This window comes from Niallia sp. XMNu-256 (genome assembly GCF_036670015.1).
Taxonomy (GTDB): domain Bacteria; phylum Bacillota; class Bacilli; order Bacillales; family Cytobacillaceae; genus Bacillus_BD.
The window spans coordinates 1,761,473-1,784,595 of record NZ_CP137636.1; the positions used below are offsets into that span (position 1 = coordinate 1,761,473).

The following is a 23,123-nucleotide window of genomic DNA, read 5'->3' on the forward strand; positions in this document are numbered from 1 at the left end:
TCTACAGTTGGATGTTAAATTACTTGAGCCTATTTATATAGGGGCGTAAGAACTCTTAACTTTATCAGGCTAAACAGGCAGTTAGACCAACCTCAAGATTTTAAGTATTAAAAGAAGATAGGTGGGGGATCAACTGCCCGTAAAGCTCCGCAATAATAAACATAGACTAAATACGCCCGGCAACGTCTACGTGACCAGCAGTCTGCAGGCTTCGGGCTTTTCATCAGTGGGGGATGATAGAAACCCCCATTGAGGGAAGTTGGGGTTAACGGGGGATTATTTTAAACCAAAAATAAAAAAGAGCCGCCGCAGCAACTCATTCCACTCCAACAACCTGCCAGTTCGTAATAGCGACATCTCTCCTTAGTCCATCGCTATGATAAGTAAAATGCTTCACAATATATTTTTTGATGTAATTTCTTTCGTTCTAAATCGACTTTTTGGGTTATCAATGTCGAAACCCCAAAAGTAGAGTAGTTTGTTTCAACGTCTACATAGCTCTTCTTCTGTAATACTTTCTAGCAGATCAAGAATATTTCTGTGTTCAATTTCGTTATACAATAAACTTGTAAAAGAATGGTCTAATTGGATTTCGGTTGCTTTTAAATACGTATATATCAATAATTCATCGGATAAACTTTGAAGTTCCATATTTTCCACCTTTGTTAATTTAAGTTTTTTATATTTATCATACACGAGAAATACCATCTGGGGTTTTACAATGTGATCAAATGTTTATGACAAAATTTAAAAATATGTAATTTAATTTACATCATTTTTGCACATTATAATTTATTGTGTTTATTCAAACGCATTTAATTGTTGAATTAAAAAAACATTACAATGATCTCTTTTTGATTACAATGAAAGCTATAAATTTTTGACGGGGCAAGAGAGGGTTGCGATTGATCATCTCCCTTTGTCCCTACGAGGCAAGAGAAAACAAACGTAGTTGATATGAATGACCGTATGGCAAATGGTACGGGTTTTTAACAAATGAAGATGATTGTGGGGGAGGATCTGGACTTGATTGTAGAAATGACAGACCTTTCTGAGTAAGAATTAATAAAGTTAAAAAATGAAATAAGTGAATTTTGATAACAGGTTTCCTCTTAAGAGAATAGTACTAGGCACTGTTCGCTTAAGGACTTATATCTAGTGAAGTTAATTTTTGAGAAGTATAAACATATACAAACCTAAAAAAATCCCCGCCTTTTATAGGACAGGGCTTTTTTCTTTTCCTAGGTCAAAACAGTTTGGCTTGTGGAACTTGCTGAAACTTAATTATCATATCTAGAATCTTAATTTTTGAGGTCACAACACCTGTTGTTGCTCATAAAGCCTTCTTAATAGAAGAATTTCCCAAGGTTAATAAGATTACTGAGCATTCCGAGTCCGCCTATGGTGCCTTTTCCAAGGTTGAACAACCCCCCGAGCATACCTGGCTGACCTTGGCCGATATTATTCCCTAAGCCCATCCAGCCCATTGGATTTCCATAATTTCCCCAGCCTGGCGGCCCCCCAAGACCTCCTAGACCTCCAGGCCCTCCAAGCCCCATCAATTGTCCAAGAGGATTGAAACCCGTCTGATTTACTGGTGCCATCCAATTTGCATAACCTAGATTACCGAAGTTCCCTAAACCACCTGGATATCCTAAACTTTCTAGATTCCCTAAACCACTTGAATTCCACAAACCTGCTGGATTAACTAGCCCACTCCAGCTTTCTGGTCCTCCAAGACGATTTGTTTGGTTGAGTTGGGGCATGAATGGCGATGCCGAAATTTGGTTATGAAATGGCTGTCTTTGACTCCTTAATAATACAGGCCTATATTGGTACATACCCATATTCCCCCTTTTTTTAAAAAAGCACTGTGTTGGGATTAGGGTATGTCATTTGGGTTTTGTTGATTGGTTAGGTAACTAGAAAGACAGGCCGAAATTTTATCCTAAAGAAATTAAAGTTGAGAAGTTTGTTAGCACCCGAGTTGAATAGTGCTAATTCAATTAAAAATATATAAAAGTCGATTTAGAAATTTAAATAGTGTGAAAATTGTAAAAATATAGTCAAATCGGGTTTACTATTACATTTTTTAAGGTATATAAGAGCTAATATAAAAGAAAGGGGGTGTGTTGAATAATGTCGTTTGTTCATTTTGATGAGGTTTACGATATTTGCTGTGAAGCGTGTATAAACTCAGTTGAAAGGAGAGGGCCTATTGGAATCATTCCAATAAAAAAAGCAACTTATAGTAAGACCTTTCGGAACATAATCTATCCCAATTCTAACATTTCTCTCTTAGAAATTTGATGGTTTTCATCGCTTTTTTTCTGACAGAGGAGGTGTTTCACATTGGAAAAGTATGACTCTATATGTATTTATTGCGATGAACCACTTTCCAAATGGGAAAGAATTAGAAGTTATTGCTGGAATTGTAGTGAATTAACAGCATCTGAGTCTTATCAGGAAGAAGATAACTGTGATTAGTTTGAATCGTTCTTTTAATCGTTATCGTGAAACAAATAAACGAGTGAATGCCCCTTCAGAAGAATCTTGGATGAAAAACTTTTTTCAATAAAAGCAAAGCCACATAGATCTTAGGAAACAAAACACGAATCAAAAGATAAGTGGGGGTTTTCTAATAGTATTAAAACAGGTTTATGATTAAGGCTCCCACAACTTTTTTGATTACGTCTGTTGAAATCTAAGATAAGAGACCATAAGCAAAAATAGTAATGGTTGTATTGTTAAATATTCCTATTTGCTAATTTTTTAATATTTTGTATAGCAAAGAAAAGGGAGGAATCAATATAAGACTACTTTGTCTCCATTGAGAAGACCAAGGAAGTTAGGGAGTGGTAAGTGGGCTTTTTCAACGAAAATTTATTTGTGCCTGTCTTAAACTTTCAAGGGATGAGACACAATTTAAGTGTGTTCCAATAGCCTCTGTGACAAGGAAACGGTATATTACGTTAATAGTTTTCGTATTTTTTTGAAAATTAATGTAAATGTAATATAAATAACGTTTTCTATCGTTTATACTAAAGTAAAGTGAAGCTAGAGGGGGAAATGTAATGGATACTGAAAAGAATAAGCCATCAGTACCTCACTTAGTTGAAAGCCTTAAAAATAACTATGAAACTAACGGTAATGAGCTGCATCTGGCCATAAAGCAAATAATAGCTAAAAATCAAGAACTAATAGAGAAAAATCGTGAAATTTTACAAAGATAATCAAATTGTTCATTCTCTTAATGGAGTATCGTTTTGGAAAATAGGAACAGAGTAAGAATCTCTATTTTTCGAGGGGGAGTGATTATATATCGTATTTTCTATAACTCATAATCGGTCGTTATGATGAGTTTACAGGTAAAAGCCTAATTTCTCAGTTTTAATGTGTGAGGAATTGGGCTTTTTAGTAATTTTTCTAGCGTTGGTGGTATTTCCTAATAGGTTAATTTTCTTACGATTCTACTATTGAAGACCTTAAGCTATTAGGTAATAATGTTTTTTCCGTTCCTAAATAAGGTATTCCCAACTATTTTATGTTGTACTTTTTCTAAAAATGAAAGCATTCGTTAAACACTCTTTAGATTGGAGTGAAAGTAAGGAATGCCCTTTTCTTTAACTTTTTATTTTGTATGTAATTGGTAAAGTAAACGGTGCTTTCTTTTAATAACGATCCTCAACAATCGGGCCAGATTGTTTAGTAAAGCTAATGGATATTGTGAAGAAGTACACTTAAACTAAAGAGGCAGGTTAGCTCAAGAAGGATTTATAATTTCCCCACCGAATATGTACTGCACCATTTATTTTTGAGGAGGGTTTATGCGTAAAAACATTATTATGCTTATGTGGTTAGTTTTTATCCTAATTGGTTGTCAGAATGTACCCGAAATACCAGATAATTTAACTGTCAAACAGGTCCTAAAGCAAAATATAGAGGAATGGGATATATCTGTAATTCCCAGAAAAGAAACTGACAACTGGGTATATGACACACAATTAGAATTCCTCGGTGATACGCCTGTTAATGTCACTGTTATATATTATGATAAAACCAAAGTTACTTATAATGAACTTAAACCTTTGGAACCAATACTGACAACTGGAAGTGCTGATTATAAGGACAGCGTTTATTCGAAGGAAAATTCCCGACTTGAGTTTGAATTGGAATGGGAAAAGAAAGGTATCAAACATTACGGGAAAACAGTTTTTAAAGTTACGCCTAAATAATTATAATGATATATATCGCTGCTAATCTGGAGCTTTATTTGTTCAACTATCGGGGGCGATTGTTCAAGAGCAATCGTTTTTTTTTGTGCTAACGAAGCAGTTTAGTTTCACAAGGAGGTATTATTGGGAGAATGTCAAAGTGATTGTCTTATGAGGAATTCGACATAATACAGGAACAGAATAATGGGATATTGTAATGTTAATGGGAAGAATCTTTATGAATGGGGTGAAATGATGAAAAGAACTCATAGTCTATTAATGATAGTCGTTTTATTGTTGCTAAGTTCTTGTGGTCATGTCTCATCAACTTACTCAGCTTCACTGTTAGTTGTAACTGAAAAAGGTCATACAAGCGACAAAGAGTATTGGATTAAAGCATATGACCCGAACAATCAAACAAAAAAGGAAGCATTTAAGCTTTTCGTTGATAGTGAAGTTTTATGGGAAAACTTAGAGGTTGATGAAGAGTACGCTTCTAAATATGAGAAAAAAGACAATCAACCATGGAGATTGACGGAGATAAATTGAATATGCACAATCAACATTATGGTAAACAATACTGAGTAACATTGTTGAACTAACGGGTGCTTTACTTCAAGAAGGAGTGAAGCTTTTTTCTTCTTGAACTAAAGCGGCAGGTTAGTTTAAGAAGATTTTTAAGAAAGGGGATGAAAGATGAAAATATTTAATAACACTAATTTAGCAATTTTAACATCCTTGTTTATTCTAATTTCTGTTATTTACAGTTTCATTGTCAATGAACCAATATTTAAATTCACATCATTTTTACACACTGCTATTATGATAGTGTCTATCATTACATTAGGTATTCACTTTAATGCTTTAAAAGAGAATAAAGAGAAAAAGAAACTAATATTATTTAGTCTTGGAATACCAATTGCAGTGATAATATATTTTATAATTGGTATTACCTATTGGGTTACCATTGGAAACCCAATAGTGATTTAGAGATATATTTTCTTCTTCAACTAACGGGTGCTAGAGTTAAATAAGTGCGAGCCATCTTCAGTAGCCACTGATCTTCAACAAACGGGCGCATTTCCAGAGTATGGATCTGCGTTTTTCGCATGAAAGGGCCATATAATGAAGGAAGAATATCAAGAAAAATTAATTACTTAGGGTAATAATAGTATGGTGTTTGTGAATGATTCTACTTAAACTTTAGATGCAGGTTAGTGAAATAAATTTATCGGATAGGATATCGGGAATTATTTATAGAAAGGATACCACTCTAAAAATTGGACAGCATAACTTTATGATAAGTAGAACAAATTTAAGGGTGAATGTTAAAAATGAAAAAAACAAAAATAACTACATTATTAGAATTATTGAATGCTATTTCTGAGAATGTGCCGCAAATTTTGGAAGTACAAGGATCCATTCTTTCCCCTCATTCAATCACTATACCTGAAGGCTATCATTTAACTGGAAAAAATATTGAATCATGTATAGTAAGCTTCAATAATAGTGATGGTTTTGGAGTGACTCGCAACAATACCATCTCAAACCTAACTGTAATGACAAAACAAACAAACCGAGCCGTTTATACAGTGTGTGGCATTCCGGATATGGGGAATCTTGTCTTTGAAAATCTGCATATTACAGGTCAGGTTTCCGTTATTTCTAGGCAAGGAACGGACAGAATTAACCTTTATGGAAACAATATCCATATTACTTCTTGCGATTCAAGGCATTATAGTGAGCAACCTCAAAAGTATGGTGTTAATGTGTACCAAGGAGCAATGACTGTATACAATTTTAATTCAGATCCCAACAGTCAAATAGATTGTAAATTAACAAACATCTCCATAGGCATTAAAAATGGTCCTGTAATTGGCTCAGGTATTTTTGTTTGTGGATTTGGCGATGAAGGTGGGAAGGTTAATTTAGAATCACTAACTACAGGTGCTGTCTATTCAAATGGAATGCTGCCGTATGGGACAGCTGATATTATTACCGCGGCAGTATTCATTGTGTATGGCGTGGAAGCAAAAATAGTTGAACATCATGACGAGATTGTGACTTACGGTGTGAATGACATGGTGCTGGATACATGGGGAAAAGTTGAAAAATGGATTAGCCATCGTCCGGTCATATCTTATGGACCAAGCGGCATTGGATTTGTGAATTTTGGAACAGTAAAAGATTTCCTGGCGCAGGATATTATTACATATGGATTAGGATCGAGAGGGTTTAACCAATATGACGGTACAGTAGAAAATATTAAATTTAAATCCATCACAACCTATGGGGATGGTTCCATTGGAATACAAGTCAGTAAGCCCATTGGAAATATGATTATTGAAGAAAATGTCGCAACCTATGGGTCTGTTGGCAATTCCCTAGTTAAAGGCGTAATCATGGAACTTGCGGCAAATGCCGTAAGTATTAAATCAGGGGGGGAAATTAAAAGTTTGACCGTTAAAGGAGACATTATTACGTACGGTGATGGTGTTACAAGTTACGCACTGGAAGGCGGAGAAGTGAAGGAACTTAACGTTGGGGGTAAAATCATTGCTAATGGTAAAAATGCGAAAGAATTATTAAAGGACGAGGACCTTGATTAAAGTCAATTATTAATGTCCAAATCTTTTAGTAAATCATATCACATGTAGCTAATCCTTTTCCTTGTGGAACTAACGGGACGTTAGTTGAATAACGATCTTCAACAATCGGGCGCATTTCTTGAGTAGAGAAAGTGCCTTTCTTCTTGTCTATTAAGGGTTTTCACGTTTCGATAATTGGGTATTGTCTACGATTGTTGAATAACTTGCGTATAAAAAAGGCTCTCCTTGAACATAATAGTGTCTAGATTAATTGATTTATAACATAGGAGAGTGAAAGAATAATGTTATTATCAGAGGCTTGGAAAAAGTATCAACAAGATAAAAAAATTGAGGGATATTCACAACTTACATTAAAAACATATTGTTTTCAATATAATCTCTTGTTACGATTTTTTGGTGATATTGAAATGAGTCAAATTACTACTGAGAAACTAAAAGAATATCTAATACAGGTAGGAGATCACTTAAAGCCATCTAGTTTAGGGCATAGGGTTCGTTGCATTAAATCACTATTCAAATGGACACATGAAGAAGGTTATATCCCTAAAAATCCTGCTGCTAAATTAAAAGAGCCGAAATTAGGTAAAAGAATTCCAAAGTTCCTTTCAGAACTAGAGATAGAACATCTAAGAGAGGCTTGCCATACAACGATGGAGAATGCGCTGTTTGAGTTTATGTATTCTACTGGCTGCCGTATTGGGGAAGTTGTAAAATTAAATCGTGATGATATTAATTTCGCAATGAATTCAGTCATTGTACATGGGAAAGGTGATAAAGAAAGGGAAGTGTACTTTAATACTCGTTTCCATTTGGTTAAAAAGATACTTTGATGAACGAGATGATGAAGAACCTTGTTTATTCATTACGGAAAGAAGGACGAAAAGGCGTATGAGTATCGATAACTTAAGATATATAATCAAAAGAATATCGAATCGTGCTGGAATAAAAAAGTGTATTCATCCACATCAATTACGCCATAGCTATGCTACACATATGATTAATAACGGTGCACCTTTTGAAGTGATCCAGAGCTTGCTTGGTCATGAGAAGAGTGAGACCACAAGAATATATGCCCAGCTAAGTGGAAAATTGAGGCAAGATTTTTATAGTAAATATTTTTAAAATTTTAACCGAAATGGAGGCATGCATATGAAAAGGCATGCTTTTTTGTTATCGGGCCATAATCTTGAGGAAAGTAACCACTTATTTATTTATAATCCATTCAAGATTGTTAAGGATTACACTTAAACTAAATGGGAGTTTAGTTTAAGAATAACCAAAAATTAGTACCAACTACTAATATCAAGTGTTAAAGTTAAAAGGGGAACTTTCAGCAGTAGGAACGCTTTTTCACTAACATGGAATTATATCACTTCTTTAAATAAACGTGACCAATTGTTTAAAACGTTCCTCCACATCAGTACGAAGGAATATTTTTCTTCTGGATCGAGGACAAAAAACAAAATGTTAGTTAATAAATGATACGGTTGTCTTCATAGATCCGATTGGTGAATGAATCAGACTCTGCGTGATCAATTATCAGTGGGGTGAACCCCCACTGATGAAGATCTTGCTTTATCCTGGCTGTATACGCGGATGTTTTATGCTGGATAATTTCTTCTTTTTAGCTTCATCCGCTGCCGTTTTATTGCTACCCATGAGATACAATACCAAAATAATAATCATAAGAGCTGCAGAATAACTAAATGTCATGCCGTACCCAACGATGTTTGCTAAGAATCCAAGCCCCACTGATCCAATGGCCAAACCAAAATCTATAAAAATAAGCAGCATCGAATTGGCTGTTGCTTTTTTCTCAGGTGGAACAAGAGTTAATGCCCAAGCCTGGGAAATGGGGTGGATGATGCCGTAAGCAATTCCGAATAAGGCCCCTGAAATCCAAACCATCCACATACTAGTAGAAAATCCCAATAGGATTAACCCGCCTGCACCTGAAATAGCGGCTGGGATCATCAGTATTCTATGACCAAATCGATCGAAAATTTTACCAGAGAAAAATCGAACCAACACCATAGCAATCCCTTGTAATATAAAAAAATGTGAAATTCTTCCCCCAACTTGAATCTCTTTTCCAAACGCTCCCATAAAGTTGACAGTTCCTGCAATGGTCATATAATTTAGGGCTACCAAAATACATGGAAGAAGAACACGCTTATCGAACATGTACTTATAAAAAGGTTCATCCTTTGTCGTCTGTTTACTTTCCTTTTCGGTATTAACTGGATTTTTAGTGAACAAACTACATACAAATGCAAAAGCCATAAGACCTAAAGTTATCATCAGTAACGACTGGAATGAATAATTTGCAAGATAAGAAATGGCGATGAGTGGCCCAAGTGTTGTCCCAACGCTAGTAGACATTGCGAAAAAAACAATCCCTTCCCCTAACCTAGACTTGGGAACGATTTGACTGGACATGGTGAAAACTAAAGTGGTAAGCATGCTTAATCCAATCCCTTGTATAGCTCTAATGAAAATTAAATATACGATCGATTCGCTTACAAAAGTAAGAGCGATTGTGCCCAAAAAGTAAAGAAGAGCAATAATGAGCAGCCATTTCATATTCACTTTTTGGATAATAACACTGGCAAAGAAGCGCGTAATTAATGATGCTAACATTAAGGTCGTTGTCATGATTCCTGCAATCGCAGAATTGTCAGTCATGGTTGATACAAAAATGGGGAAACCTGCTGTAATCATATAAAAAGAAGCGAACATGACTAAAGACAATAAGATAATAATGACATATTGGTTTGTCCATAATTTCACTTTTACTTTACCCATTGTATAAGACCACCTTTTAAGGCTATTTCTAAAAATAGGGAATTCTACGTGAAGATTACTTTCTAATTCATGATAAATTTATTCTTTACTCATTTTTTAAAAATATTAGGTGGATTTCAATAAAAAAGATTTGAATGGTTCAAATTCCAAAATACTTAAGTCCTGTAGAAATTTTTGTGCCGTTAATGCATGGCTATTATGTAGTAGAAAATATAATTGTTATAGGTTCTATACAATAAAATGATTGTTGCATTTAAACTATCGGGTCCTTTAATGAAAGAAGAATTAATTGATTTTCAGATTGAATCCCTATCATAGGGGTATTCCATTAAAGGGCGCGATTGTGGAATAACATAGGCGGAAACTGATCCTAGTACCATAAACACTTAAATGACTTTGATCAAATCTTTTATAAATCAACAAATTACTGTGAATTTATATTAGGAAAATGGCATCCACCGTGGCATGCATTTGGCAACAAAATTAAATTAACAATCAATAATTAACAATTAATGAAAAAACAAAAAATCTAAAAAAACCTTGATGTATAAGGATTTGCAGATACTGTCGGTAACAATAAATTATTATAAATAATACAAGGCTCGTCCTTTACAGGCAAGGGGTCACTGGTTCAAATCCAGTACGGTTCATCCCAAAAAGCACTTTCGGTGGAAAGTGCTTTTTTCTTGTTTTGGCCACGGAATTGTCACGGAATAAATACTGTCTAATTTATATAAAAGGAATTATTAATGGATAAAGTAACCCCTTATATAGAAGATAGATATGTTACGTTTACAACATCATAATAAGTGGAAAACTAAAAAAGCTATGTTAGGGATTGTAATATTTTAAATTATGGAAAATAAATATGATATAATAGGGGGTGAAGGGGTGGTTTATTTATTAGCTGAACAAGTGGAAACTATTGCTAATGAAATCATAAATGATATTAATCCTCATAAATTAAAAAAGTTAAGCGACCTTGTAGGAGTACAAGAGTTTGAACAGGCTGTTTTAATCAGCTTCTTTAAAGAATATTTAAAACAAGTTGTACAGATTATCGAGTTAGATGACATAACAGTTGAAAACAAACAAGAAGTTATTTCATTCCTAAATGATATTGATAATTTATCAATTACTAATCAAATAAGAGTTGTACAAGATAAATCTAAAAAATTGTTTAAAAATCCTAAGTTTAGGTTAGCATTCCGAAATGATTATGAAGCTGGAACTAAAATTCTTTCTTTCTTAATTAAATCCGATGGAACACTTGAAGAAAACATTGCCTCTTTACATGCCCTTGACCAATATACTGAGTATGATAGCAATTTTATTGTTGATTTAGACCATACTTAATGTTTGATTTTAATGAGTATATTGTTTTAGCGGAGCAATTAATAAAAAATAGCGATGAAGCATCGAAACGATCCGCTGTTAGTAGAGCGTATTATGGGGCATTGATGAAGGCTAGAAAGCATCTGAAAGAAAAGGGCAAGCTACCAGATTTAAGTGGTGGAGAAACCCATAAAAAGATTTGGGATGCGTTGGCAAAATTAGGTGGTAAGAATTCTAAGGAAGAAAACATTTCCAAAAGAGGTAAGAGATTAAGAACGAAAAGAGAACAGGCAGATTACGAAATAGTTATCAGAGAAGATTATAAGAGAGTGAATGTTCCTTCTTGGGCTCAGCAAGGCTTGGCAGAAGCTAAATCCATTATATCTGCAATTGATGACTTAAATAATAGTAAATAAAAACATTAGCGATTTTAGCTAATGTTTTATATATATTTGAATTAGGATAATATATAACGAAATCCCAACTCTTAGTAATTTAAGTGATAAACAATCTAATTTTTTTATTGCTTCCTCCTGCATAGATGGCAATACATGTGAGTAGGTTTCTAGCGTAATCCTTATATTGCTGTGACCGAGCCTTTCACTGATTAATTTGATGTTTACTCCTTGTGATAATAGAAAGGTTGTGTGTGCCTCAAATCATGAAAGCGGATTTTCGGAACATCTGCCGACTTTATTAATCTATTAAACGTCCTTTTTAAATTTGCCGGATTAATTGGTGTCCCAACCTTAGAACATACAACCAAATCTTGTCCATTGTTAGAAATGTCAGTTATTCGGCAGACTATGGAAGAAACAAGTTTAAAAATTGAAGTTAGTAAGATTTTAGTTGCTAGAAGCAATTTTAAGTACAAGGACATCACACTCACTTTCTTACCAAACTAAAATATAATCTCACCTATTGCTCGGAAGTAAGGTTTACACTTTTCAACTACATCTCCTGCTCCGGATGTACCACCGAAAACAGGAGCATCTACTAAATGAAATGCCGCTTTTCAACTTTTTTATCTAACTTTCTCATAGTTGAAGGATCTAAAGTACACTTGTTATGATGGTCGGTCCTCGTTCTGTCCGCTGACGTAATCCCTTGTTCTTCTATAATAACACATTTGCCTGTTCTTCAGTTCGTATCATGGATATGACGGCTCTGTGGGGGTTCTCAGCCACTTCTTTTATTGTATCGTAAATGACAATACCATGTTGATTTGCTTTATTTAAGGCTTTTTCATTTTTCTCACGGGCATATACTTAGAAAATCCGAATTTTATAAATTCAACGCCATAGAAAGTCCTATTTCACCCAAGCTAATGTTCACGCTAAATAAGGAAAGCATTCTGTCCAACACAGAACACTTTCCGATTGGAAAGATTGAAAAATAAACCCATAAGGGGTAAATTTATTGAATTATTAGGCTTCAGATTTCTCTTTTTCCATAGCATCATATAATTGTGTAATCGAAGTTCGGCAAGTAGCCTCCAAACGGGATAAAAAGTGTAAAGAACAGAGAATCTATTTAAAAGTGTATTCTCAAACTTAGGCAACATTTGAATCATAAATTTTAGTTCCTTTGTGAACTATCGTGCACTTGAAACTTCCAAAACAGTTAGTATTTTTCGGATTACTTGTTCAGTTTTAATGCTGATCTTTGCCCCCTTATTTCACTAACAGGAGCTTTAACAAAAAACTGAGGAACTATTATGTAGCTTTCGTGTTTTTCAATATTCAAGAATCGGGCGCTTTTCTTCAGTTAACCTTTGAAACGATCTTCCGTAATCAGGCGCATTCTTGCAACAAAATTGCAATCTTTTAACAGAAAAAGCCATTGAATAGTCTTACATAATTTGAAATAATCATTTTTAAGTGAAAGGCTATTCATCTAGTAATGATCTGAAAATGAATATTGTATAAGCATCTGACAAAACGACAGATGCTTATTTTATTGTTAAAATGTCTCACCTTTATAATATATTTGATAAATTTGCGAATTTATTGTTACCTTTTTACTTTCGAATCAGGTTTTATTAGTAAAGGGAGGAGCAGATGAAGGAAAATTTTGATGACATTTATAAAATCTATTTTCATGAAATCTATCGCTTTCTCCTTTCTCTTTGTCATGACCACCATCTGGCTGAGGATCTAGTCCAAGAAACCTTCTCCGTGCTTATCTCTATATTGAGAATTACAATGGAGACAAGGTGAAAACAGGAAGGGTGAGAAAGGTGAACAATGAATTTAAAAGAAAACTGGAAGCCTATGAAAAAGGTGAATTATCTGATGGTGAATTAGAAGATTTCGAAAAAGAATTAGAAAAACTAGAATCCTATCAGGAGTTTCTTGAAGAAAATGGTACCCAGGTGAAAGATTCTAATATCAATGAAACGAAGCAGCAAAAGATATTAAGACGAAGTAAATGGAAGGCCAGACTGCAAACGGCCTTTACTGCTCTTGGAATCATCCTGCTATTTACTATTATTTCAACATTTCTAACTGCTGGGTACTATTCATGGGGGAAACCGGATCGTGCAGATGTGTTTAGGAACATTATTGATCAAACGCTGACTGTGACGAATCCTTATGGATATTTAGGGGGGACCAGTACGAATACAAGCCCGTTTTTTGGATTAGAAGCAGTAAGGGATTTAAATAAAACGATTGGGAATGAAACGGTAAAAGTAGGGGAAGTGAAGGCAAAGTTTTTTTTCTCAATGATGTCCTTCCCAGAACAGGAATATTTCGGAAATGTATCAAATAATACTCCGACCTTTTTATATCCTAGGGCAGGAGAGCGGAATTTATCAGATTGGAAGAGATTAGAGCAACTACCTGAAGGCACAGTCGTTTCAGCTTATTTGTCTTTTGCTGAATTAATTGATACAGAGAAAGTTTTTCAACTGTTTGATGGGAGAGATATGGATTTAATTTGGTTCGCTGTTGATACTGGTTTTGAAGGGAAGGATGGGGCAGTTATTCTTGAACCCATTGGTTTTCCAAGCTATCCCATTTGGCATGATGATGATATGATTCTAGATTCCAGAGAAGAGGAAGAGGGCCTATTTGGCAGCAGGATCATATCGGAAGGTCACTCATCGCCTGAATATACTGTAGGCGATCACGAGGTTCTCCATGAGCAATTTTTGAAAACATTAACCTTTTTACAAAATCATGAACGGAAAGCGAACAAACTTTTATTTGAGAAACTTGAACTTTCAAAGCGAATTCAATACATTGAAAATAACGGATTTCAGCATTATGGCGTCGTTATCACAGGCCCGACAAAGGAAGTCTTGAAGCTGCAAGAAGAAAAATGGGTTGGTGAATTAGTAGTTGATGAGGTAAGTTTTTGGAATTGGAGATAAGGAGATTTCAAAAACAAGGATTTAGTTAATTATTCCATAAAAGGGCGCGATTCCAGATTAATGATTGCGCTCTTTCTTGATAAGGGCTATTAAATTGAGTGACCTCTTATGAAAATGACGGTAATTTGAAATAATTGCTATTAAGCAAAAGGCAATTTAGTGAAATTAGCAATACTTGTAAATGAATTGTTAGATATGATATCAATTTTAGATTACATAGGTGATTAAAATTTAATCCATTATTTGAGTTGAGAAATGGTATGGGACAGTGAAACTAACTCTTACACAATCTAAAGAACACATTTTTTCTTAGGAGTGGTTATAATGGCACGTGTTTTATTTATTAATGCTGGATCAGAAGGACATGTCAATCCAACTATTGGAGTTGTGCAAGAGCTCATTTCGCGTGGAGAAGAGGTAGTATACTTTACGATAGAAGCTTTTCGAGAACGTATTGAGAAGACGGGAGCTACTGTACGAACAATTGACGGTGAAAAATTTATAAACGCTTTTATCTCAGGTGGAAGAAATTATTTACCCGAAAGAATCAACGGTCTTTTGCATACGGCAGATATCATGATACCTAGTGTTCTGGAGCAAATCGAAGGAGAACATTTTGATTATATCATTCACGATTCCATGTTTGGTTGTGGTCGTTTACTTGCACAAATACTTAAACTTCCGGCAATTAATTCTTGTACTTCTTTTGCACAGACAAAAGCATCATTTGATAAAATGTTGGAACATTCTACACAAAATATCCCAACAGAAATTGTTAAAACGATAAATGATGATTTTCAAAACCTAAAAACAAAAGTTAAAGAAAAATATGATGTTGAAATCCGTTCTCCTTATGAAGTTTTTTGTAACCCTGCACCACTTACAATCATTTATACAACTAGGGAGTTTCAACCCTTTGGAGAAACATTTGATCAAACTTACAAATTTGTAGGTCCATCCATCGCTTTACGATCAACCCAAGAAAACTTTGACCTTACCGGAATCAAGGGAAAAAGCCTAATTTACATTTCACTCGGTACTGTCTTTAACCAAGCAATTGATTTCTATAAGCTTTGTTTTAAGGCATTTGGGAACACTGTTCATACTGTTGTTATGTCTATTGGGGAAAAAGCTCAAATAGCTGATTTGGGGCAGATTCCTAAAAACTTCATTGTCAAAAATTATGTTCCACAAACTGAGGTGCTGAAATACGCTAAATTATTTATCACACATGGTGGAATGAACAGTACCCATGAAGGTCTCTATTACGGAGTACCTTTAATTGTAATCCCACAAAGCGCTGATCAGCCTATAATTGCTCAACAAGTTGCCAATATCGGAGCCGGTATTAAATTACAAATGCAAAACTTAACAGCAAATCAACTGCATGAAACCGCAGATCATGTGTTAAACCACTCAACTTTACATAAAACTGTTGTGAATATTAGGGAATCCTTTCGAAAATCGGGTGGATATCACCAAGCTGTTGATGAGATTTTTGAATTTAAAAGTGAATATGATATCTAAATACAAATACTTCTCAATTGCCATCATTGTTGACTTTTTCTTAGTGGACAGCAACTTCTTTTTTAATTGCAGTAATGCAACAATATCTAGATTGTGGAGTTATACACGGTAAAGTAACTAGGGCGTTCGTTCAACAAGTCATAGTAATTAAAATCTTCAACAAAACCATCAAACCACCAGTGGGAGGAATCGAAAAAAGACGAGCTAGTTTTTATCAAAGAAATGGATTTAGCCTTAATCAGTGGGGCTATGTTCAACAAACACTTGCAAAAAGAGCAAAGCCCAGTTTCACTTGTATAATGTCTTACCCGAAACCATTACAAGAACAAGAATATCAAACCTTTAAAAACTGGGTATTTAAACATGTCTATTCAAATATTAGATTTTTTATATAAACTTGTAGTTACAAAGCGTTACAATATAAAAAAAGCATGGTTTAATGTGAGTACAGGTTGCCGGATGATGTAAAAAGTAACCGCTCAAACGATTAAATAAGGCAGAATTTTATAAGATGGTAGAACGGAGTCACTGGGGCGCCCAGAATAAGTTTTTGGCCCAAACCAATATTGCCATAGTACAACCAGAGACAACGATTAAGCATCCAACTGCTCTTGCAATCCGCCGCCGATTAAATCATCAAATGCAATAAAAGCATTCGTTAAAGCCTCTTTAGAATGAAGTGAAAAACCTTTTCTTTCACTTTTATATTTTGAATGTAATGGTTAACGTAAACAGTGCTTTCTTTTAATAACGATACTCAACAAACGGGCCATTTAATTGAATAAAGTTTTGCTCAAATGATGGAACTTTGAAATAATACTATTGAGTTAAAGAGAAGGAATGGAGTTGAATATTCTTGAGTAATGATAACCCTTCAAAATCAGAAAAATAGCGAGCAAAACATGGGTGTTAGTTATTGCATTATGTTGTTTACTTAGTTTGATTAATAGCTGGGGTAATAATTGGATTCTTACAGGTATTTTAGGGTTAGGTGTATTAGTTTGTGGTACGATAGGAATTTTTGATATAAAGCGATCTATAACGAAAAAAAATTAAAAGTCGGGGACTTTTAATTAAATAATTGCACCTTATTTCATGTTTGGCCCATTTAATAGAATAATAGTATATTTACAATTAATTTTCATCCTTCATTTTTCGTAGAAGCAACCATTCGATTAATCCAGAGAGCACAATAGGCAAAACAATACCTAAAACGATAAAAGGTGTATTTTCACCATTTTGAAAAAAGTCCTTCGTTTGTGGAAATCTTAATAATAAACCAAAGGTTCCAATACCGAGAAGGAAAGTTAAACCGCCATAGAATTCTCGTTTCTTTTTGAAGGCAACATAAGAAATTGCCATGATTAATATAACTATAATGGCTATCCAATCAATAGGGGAAGCAATTTTTACAATACCTTGTTTCGGTGCGTAAAACTGAATAAGGAAAAATAAGCCAAATGGAATCATTACCAGGATCCATACTATGAGAAACTTGACGAACTTTGGTAATTGTATTTTTATATAAATACTCAGATGTAACAACTTAAGGACACCATAAACCATTGCAATTGATAAGATCCCCGACAACAAGATAGCAAATACGTTTATTTGTAATGTGGGTGCTGCGAAACTACTGACAATGATGTAAAAGGTACTGATTATAAAAATCATACCGCTTATTTTAAACATTGATTTCCAGGATGGTTTATCAAATTGCTTTGTTAGTTGATCGACCACTTCTTTCGGATTTTTACCGAAATACTCTTCTGCGGATTCACCATGATTTTGCGCTTCTAAAATATCTTGTAATATTGTCATTAACTGTTGTTCTGTTTCTAATTCTTCATAAAAAAATCCAAATGTCCGCATATACAGAAGAATATCTTCGTAGTACACTTTATTTTCCGGGGATAGGTATTCTCTAAGCTTGTTATTTTGCTCCACTAATTGTTTGGCTGTATTATTTTTCAACTCATTCACTCTCCGTTCTTTTCTAAAATCTGATTTACTTTTACCATCAACGAACTCCATTGTTCTTTAAAACCTTCTAATTGTTGTTCTCCTTCAGGCGTAATAAAGAAGTATTTTCTATTAGGTCCATCTGGTGAAGGAAGCTCCGTACTTTTAATTAGCCCTTGTTTTTCTAACTTTTGCAAGAGAGGATAAATCGTTCCACCTACAATGGTCGTAAATCCATAATTGCGCATCATTTGTACAAGTTCATAACCATATACTTGTTGTTTTTTAATAATAGATAATACACAGCCTTCAAGTACACCCTTTAATAATTGCGTTTCCTTCATTTAATCACCTCACTACTTTGCAATACATACTAGTTAATACAATGACTAGTATGTAAAACATATTAGTTAAATATACTGTATCATGCAATTACTAGTTTGTAAAACATATTAGTTAGATAAAAATTACCATTTGAATCATAATCATTCTGAAAATATTGTTTTTTAATAAATGTCCGGATTTTTTATTCAACAAAAGGGCGCTATTGTGGGATAAGAATCTGAGCCCTTTTTAACTATCAAGCCATATTGTGTTAAAAAAGAGGCATAGGATATAGGAAATAATTTTAGAAGAGGGTTGTTCTTTTGAATAATAGAAAAGTAAGTTATATATTAGGAGGACTATCTATTTTATCTACGATAATTAGTTTTATATTTTTTTATAATGAGAGGGCCAAATGCTGATATTTATTTTGGAAATACTATTTTCTGCAATTTATCAGTTCTTGGTATTCTATTAGCCATATTCTCTGTGGTGATATCCAAGCGCCTTGTTCTTTTTATAATCGGAATACTGGGAAACGGCTTTGTTTTGGTTTGTGCTATGCTCTTATTATTAGCAATGGGACTTAGCGAACCATAATCTTTATTCTATGCAATTATCAGGCGCATTAAGAAATACCAGGAGGGAGGAATGTGAAACGTGTGGACGGTTTTCACGTTTCGCTTTGCCCTAGGTGACCGATTTGATGTCTCTACAGTTGCAGTCAAATCTACAATTGAAGATCTTAAGCTATTAAGTAGTAATGTTTTTTTTCGTTCTACATAAAGTATCCCCAACTCTTTTATGATGTATTTTTCATAAAATCAAAGCATTCGTGAAACCCTCTTTAGAATAAAGTGAAGGATATTTAGAAGGTTTATAGAATTTGAAACTTTATAGTTTTTCCTACCGAATTAAAGTCAAGTTGATTATGAACGGAAGATAACAATTGATTTGGAAAGTGTGTTAGGAATGAACTATGAATATAAAGAGACAAAAAGGAAATATAAGTTATGTGTTTCGATTAGAGATCGAGGAGAGAATTCATTACTTGAGGTGGAAATAAAAGGAAATAACGTAAAGATCGTAACGAATGTTCGAAATGAAAAAACAACACATTTCGAAATTTGCAATAATTGTTGATTATAAACTATTTGATTTATCACGAAAAAAAGAAATAGTTCTTTATAGTAATGAAATAGCAGTCCCTTTGTTGGTCAGTATTGACTATATTTCAACTCTAAAGAAAAAATAAAAAATACATAACATTACTAACTTTAGATTATGGTTATTAATTGAGGATAAATAAGTAATGATTGTGAAACCGTATACTTAAATTAATGAGCGCTTTAGTTAAATAAAGACATTCAACAATCTGGTCATTTAGTCGAAGAAGGACATGGTAAGCTTAATTACAGATTAAATGGTTAAAAGGAAGAACCTAAATGACGATTGATAAAGCCCTTGAACAAAATATTGAAAGTACAAAGAAAAAAGCAAAATGGGGATGTCTTACTATTGCCGTACTTATATTAAGTCCAATCATTTTATTTATAGGCTGGTTTTCTTACGGTATGTATTTCAAGGAAGTTACACTTGTGAATAGTCATTCTCCAAACAATATTCATACGATTAGAGTTGTTCAAAAAGGTTCGGCTTTTTTCTTTGGTCCATCTTCCGTCAGAATTAAATACGGTTGGTGGAAACATTTAGATAAAAGTATTGCCAATGATGGAAAAAATCTCGATTCCTCAAACGTTTCAGTTAGTTGGAAAAGTGATAATGAAGCAACGATTACTTTATATGGCGAAGAACAAGAACCTGAAGTTGTGGAATTTAAAATACCGAATAAATTCAATGATTCTGCTGTTGATGATAAATCAGATTCAAAAACTTTTGAAGAAGTACAAGAAGAACTCGGTTCCTTCACTTTTAAAGCAAGTGAATCTCCAAATCTAATAAATATTATTGAGTTTAGAGAAATAACAAAATCCAAAGGACCAGAACCTAGCTCAACTGTAAGAATCTACTATGGGAAAAGGGGCAGCATATTAGAAAAATATAAAGAATTTACTCCTACACAAATGTATACACCTGACAACTTCAACGCTTATTGGAAAAATGATGAAAAAGTTACGATTGATGTAAAAAGGGAAAATGAAAAAGGAGAAATCTATATCGAGGACACCATAGAGATTGATTTGTCAAAGTAAATTAATTTCTTTACATGTTATAAAATAGAAAATAATCCAGGTATAAATATTATCAAAAAAGATGGATCGCCCGTCTTCTAGAATTTTATGATAATAAAATTGGTAATACTTACTAGTAGAAGAAAGAGGGGGAAATCATTGAAGCTATTAAAAGGATTCAGTATTTTATTATTTGGAGTTCTTCTGTTAAGTGCTTGCAGTTCAGAAAGTTCCGTAGAAAAGGCCGAAGAACCAAAGAAAGAGGGAGCTAAAAAAGAAGAAGTAAAAGTAGATTATGAGATTGTTTTAGATGAAAATTTTGAAAAAACAGAGCAAAGAGAAATCAGAGCTACAACAGAAGCAACCAAAGAGATTGAATTTGAAACAATAACGAAAGAAATTAAAGAAGAGTATAAGGATAAAGGCTTAGACTCAATCCATGTATACATACATGCTCCTGCTGGTAATTCGTTTGGGCAGCTAAAAGCACATTCTTTTATTGCTTATACGCAAAAAGGAGCCGCTCAAACGGGATTAGATAAGCCAGACTCTTATAAAATTGAAGTGGCGGAAGTAAAAGAAGAAGCCAGTAATGAGGATAGCAATGAACCATCCGATGAAGAATGGCAAGCTTCTTTCCAACGAATAGCAATATCTGAAGCTGGTAGATATGTAGAGTTAAAAGAAAAGGGAACACTTGCAGCTGACCGCCTAGAAGAGCATGCAGGAGTTGTCCAGCAGCAAGCCGATAAATTGACAGACCCAGCCAAGAAAGAACAGTTTACAAAGCTTGCTGCTCTTATAAAAGAGGACAAACTAGAGGAAGTAAAAGCATTAATTAGTGAATTACAATAAAGAAATCCCCAGCTTTAAAAGTGGGATATTGTATTGCATTATTGTTTGATCATTAGGTCTGCGTCACAGGGACACCCCGAATAATGCTTAGGCCACCAGGATTCAATACACTAGCAGTTCGTGTGTACTATGAAGCGTCGTAAGCAATCTATCAATTGGCTACACCTGTTATATTAATTATTATTCTAGTATCCGTTATTCCGTTAAGATATTTATTGAAAAAAACTTAACTATGTTCAAAACGAGCTGCTTCTTAGCAGTTCTTTTTTGTGTATAGAAAGCTAAAGTCATAATGCAAATCGTTCCTCGTATCTCTCATTTATGTTACAATAATGTAGAATTCCGAAAAGACAAAATAATACAAAAACGTTTATTCGCAATTAGGAGGCTAACAGATGAACATTAAAACAAAACAAACTTACTACAAGCTTTTCATTAATGGAGAATGGGTTGAGGCACAAGAGAGTGCAACATTTGAAGTGGTCGATCCAGCAACAAATGAAGTGATTGCTCATGTTGCAAAGGGAGAAGAAAAAGAAGCGACTTTAGCCGTTGATGCTGCTGCAGAAGCGTTCAAAACATGGTCAAAAACACCAGCAAGAAAAAGAGCAAACTTGATGTGGGATCTGTATGATAAAGTTCTTGAAAATGAAGAAGAACTTGCTCAATTGATTACAAAAGAGGCTGGAAAACCATTAAAACAAGCTCGTTTGGAAGTGAAAAATGGAGCAGAGTATATTCGCTGGAATGCGGAAGAAGCGCGTAGAGTTTACGGAACGACTGTTGAGTCAACATTCCCAAGTAAGCGACTTCATATAAAGAAAGAAGCTGTAGGACCGGTCGCTGCTATTACTCCTTGGAATTTTCCATTTAGCATGATTGCAAGAAAAATAAGTCCTGCAATTGCAGCAGGTTGTACGATTGTTTTAAAGCCAGCAGAACAAACGCCATTGTCAGCGATTAAATTCTTTGAAATTGCTGCGGAAGTTGGCTTTCCGAAAGGAGTGATGAACTTAGTAACAGGCACACCAAATGCGATTGGAGATACGTGGTTATCAGATAAACGCATTCGCAAAATCACATTTACTGGATCAACAGCCGTTGGGAAAATGCTGTATAAGAAAGCTGCCGATCAAATGAAGCGTGTATCAATGGAGCTTGGTGGACATGCACCTGTGATTGTGTTTGATGATTGTGATCTTGATGCCGCGGTGAAACAAATCGCGGGAAGTAAGTTCAACAACTGTGGACAAGCATGTATTAGTCCAAATCGCATTTACGTACAAGAGTCGATTATCGATGAATTCACAGAGAAGCTTGAGAAAATGGTTGCTCGGTTGAAAGTAGGACATGGATTGAACGACAATAGTGATGTTGGTCCGCTAATTAATGCTAGTGGATTAGAAAAAGTAAAGAGCCATGTAAACGATGCCGTTGAAAAAGGAGCGACTGTTGTAACGGGCGGTGAACCTTTTGCTGAAAACGGTTGTGAAAATGGATTCTTCTATATGCCTACGATTTTAAAGGATGTCAATGAAACAATGAAAATCGCTAATGAGGAAACGTTCGGCCCAGTAGCTCCGATTCTTTCATTTACGAGTGATGAAGAAGTGATCGAGAAAGCCAATGATACCGATTATGGACTCGCAGCGTATATCTTCACAACGAATTTATCTCGTTCACATAAAGTATCAGAAGCGCTTGAGTACGGAATGGTCGGGGTTAATGATACGCTGCTTGCTCAAGTAGAAGGAGCGTTTGGCGGTGTGAAAGAAAGTGGAATTGGTAGTGAAGGTGGACCAGAAACGTTACGAGATTTCTTAGAATCGAAATTTATTTCTACAACAATATAGGACTAAAAAGCCAACGGACTCGATAGGTCTGTTGGTTTTTTGCTATGTTAGCATTGTTAAAATGGTTAAAG

Annotated in this window: 19 protein-coding genes and 4 pseudogenes; 16 read left to right on the top strand and 7 right to left on the bottom strand. The window is 34.4% G+C overall.

Annotation, left to right across the window (positions count from 1 at the left end):
• Positions 1-483: 483 nt before the first annotated feature.
• Positions 484-651: a sporulation histidine kinase inhibitor Sda gene (sda, locus tag R4Z10_RS08935; RefSeq protein WP_338472828.1), complete on the bottom strand. Its 168-nt coding sequence runs from the start codon at positions 649-651 to the stop codon at positions 484-486.
• A gap of 695 nt (positions 652-1,346) precedes the next feature.
• Positions 1,347-1,841, bottom strand: a complete 495-nt coding sequence (locus R4Z10_RS08940) for a hypothetical protein (RefSeq protein ID WP_338472829.1) — start codon at positions 1,839-1,841, stop codon at positions 1,347-1,349.
• Positions 1,842-2,352: 511 nt separating this feature from the next.
• Here R4Z10_RS08940 and R4Z10_RS08945 point away from each other — a divergent pair.
• The 6 genes and pseudogenes from R4Z10_RS08945 to xerA all read left to right on the top strand — a co-directional run bounded on the left by R4Z10_RS08945 (position 2,353) and on the right by xerA (position 7,945).
• Positions 2,353-2,487 (top strand): hypothetical protein, encoded by a 135-nt coding sequence (locus tag R4Z10_RS08945; protein WP_338472830.1) that lies wholly within the window; start codon positions 2,353-2,355, stop codon positions 2,485-2,487.
• Positions 2,488-3,074: 587 nt separating this feature from the next.
• A complete protein-coding gene (locus tag R4Z10_RS08950; RefSeq protein ID WP_338472831.1) occupies positions 3,075-3,233 on the top strand; it encodes a hypothetical protein in 159 nt (52 codons plus the stop codon).
• A 594-nt stretch (positions 3,234-3,827) separates the two neighbouring features.
• The gene (locus tag R4Z10_RS08955) at positions 3,828-4,235 is read left to right on the top strand and encodes a hypothetical protein (protein WP_338472832.1); all 408 of its coding nucleotides are present in this window, start codon (positions 3,828-3,830) and stop codon (positions 4,233-4,235) included.
• 234 nt (positions 4,236-4,469) lie between these two features.
• Positions 4,470-4,763 (top strand): hypothetical protein, encoded by a 294-nt coding sequence (locus tag R4Z10_RS08960; RefSeq protein WP_338472833.1) that lies wholly within the window; start codon positions 4,470-4,472, stop codon positions 4,761-4,763.
• Positions 4,764-5,548: 785 nt separating this feature from the next.
• Complete coding sequence (locus R4Z10_RS08965; protein ID WP_338472834.1) at positions 5,549-6,823, top strand: hypothetical protein; 1,275 nt, start codon at positions 5,549-5,551, stop codon at positions 6,821-6,823.
• A 281-nt stretch (positions 6,824-7,104) separates the two neighbouring features.
• A pseudogene (xerA, locus tag R4Z10_RS08970) lies at positions 7,105-7,945 on the top strand (site-specific tyrosine recombinase/integron integrase).
• A gap of 267 nt (positions 7,946-8,212) precedes the next feature.
• Here xerA and R4Z10_RS08975 read toward each other — a convergent pair.
• Together R4Z10_RS08975 and R4Z10_RS08980 are read right to left on the bottom strand one after the other, a co-directional pair.
• A pseudogene (locus R4Z10_RS08975) lies at positions 8,213-8,320 on the bottom strand (IS200/IS605 family transposase); the annotation flags it as partial.
• Between the two features lie 78 nt (positions 8,321-8,398).
• Entirely contained in the window at positions 8,399-9,628 is a 1,230-nt protein-coding gene (locus R4Z10_RS08980) for an MFS transporter (RefSeq protein ID WP_338472835.1), read from the bottom strand.
• Between the two features lie 855 nt (positions 9,629-10,483).
• On the opposite strand from R4Z10_RS08980, the gene R4Z10_RS08985 reads away from it, so the two are divergent.
• Both R4Z10_RS08985 and R4Z10_RS08990 read left to right on the top strand, forming a co-directional pair.
• Entirely contained in the window at positions 10,484-10,984 is a 501-nt protein-coding gene (locus tag R4Z10_RS08985; protein ID WP_338472836.1) for a hypothetical protein, read from the top strand.
• Complete coding sequence (locus tag R4Z10_RS08990; RefSeq protein WP_338472837.1) at positions 10,984-11,379, top strand: hypothetical protein; 396 nt, start codon at positions 10,984-10,986, stop codon at positions 11,377-11,379. The genes R4Z10_RS08985 and R4Z10_RS08990 overlap by 1 nt, the downstream gene beginning before the upstream one ends.
• A gap of 18 nt (positions 11,380-11,397) precedes the next feature.
• On the opposite strand, the pseudogene R4Z10_RS08995 reads toward R4Z10_RS08990, so the two are convergent.
• Positions 11,398-11,732, bottom strand: a pseudogene (locus R4Z10_RS08995) (tyrosine-type recombinase/integrase); the annotation flags it as partial.
• 1,291 nt (positions 11,733-13,023) lie between these two features.
• Between R4Z10_RS08995 and R4Z10_RS09000 the strand changes: the two are divergent.
• From R4Z10_RS09000 to R4Z10_RS09020, 5 genes are all read left to right on the top strand, one after another.
• A complete protein-coding gene (locus R4Z10_RS09000; protein ID WP_338472838.1) occupies positions 13,024-13,182 on the top strand; it encodes a sigma factor in 159 nt (52 codons plus the stop codon).
• Positions 13,183-13,202: 20 nt separating this feature from the next.
• Positions 13,203-14,339: an anti-sigma factor gene (locus tag R4Z10_RS09005; protein WP_338472839.1), complete on the top strand. Its 1,137-nt coding sequence runs from the start codon at positions 13,203-13,205 to the stop codon at positions 14,337-14,339.
• Between the two features lie 324 nt (positions 14,340-14,663).
• Positions 14,664-15,866, top strand: a complete 1,203-nt coding sequence (locus R4Z10_RS09010; protein ID WP_338472840.1) for a macrolide family glycosyltransferase — start codon at positions 14,664-14,666, stop codon at positions 15,864-15,866.
• Between the two features lie 74 nt (positions 15,867-15,940).
• Complete coding sequence (locus tag R4Z10_RS09015; RefSeq protein WP_338472841.1) at positions 15,941-16,261, top strand: hypothetical protein; 321 nt, start codon at positions 15,941-15,943, stop codon at positions 16,259-16,261.
• 116 nt (positions 16,262-16,377) lie between these two features.
• Positions 16,378-16,515 carry a hypothetical protein gene (locus R4Z10_RS09020; protein WP_338472842.1) on the top strand — a complete coding sequence of 46 codons (138 nt, stop codon included), beginning with the start codon at positions 16,378-16,380 and terminating at the stop codon, positions 16,513-16,515.
• Between the two features lie 485 nt (positions 16,516-17,000).
• Here R4Z10_RS09020 and R4Z10_RS09025 read toward each other — a convergent pair whose 3' ends face one another.
• On the bottom strand, positions 17,001-17,900 hold the full coding sequence (locus R4Z10_RS09025; protein ID WP_338472843.1) for a hypothetical protein: 900 nt from the start codon (positions 17,898-17,900) through the stop codon (positions 17,001-17,003).
• Positions 17,846-18,172, bottom strand: coding sequence for a PadR family transcriptional regulator (locus R4Z10_RS09030; RefSeq protein ID WP_338472844.1), 327 nt, complete (start codon positions 18,170-18,172; stop codon positions 17,846-17,848). The genes R4Z10_RS09025 and R4Z10_RS09030 overlap by 55 nt, the downstream gene beginning before the upstream one ends.
• A 1,428-nt stretch (positions 18,173-19,600) precedes the next feature.
• Between R4Z10_RS09030 and R4Z10_RS09035 the strand changes: the two are divergent.
• The 3 genes and pseudogenes from R4Z10_RS09035 to R4Z10_RS09045 form a co-directional block, all read left to right on the top strand.
• Positions 19,601-20,365: pseudogene (locus R4Z10_RS09035) on the top strand (hypothetical protein); the annotation flags it as partial.
• A 138-nt stretch (positions 20,366-20,503) separates the two neighbouring features.
• A complete protein-coding gene (locus tag R4Z10_RS09040) occupies positions 20,504-21,199 on the top strand; it encodes a hypothetical protein (protein WP_338472845.1) in 696 nt (231 codons plus the stop codon).
• A 395-nt stretch (positions 21,200-21,594) separates the two neighbouring features.
• A complete protein-coding gene (locus tag R4Z10_RS09045; protein WP_338472846.1) occupies positions 21,595-23,052 on the top strand; it encodes an NAD-dependent succinate-semialdehyde dehydrogenase in 1,458 nt (485 codons plus the stop codon).
• Positions 23,053-23,123 lie beyond the last annotated feature (71 nt).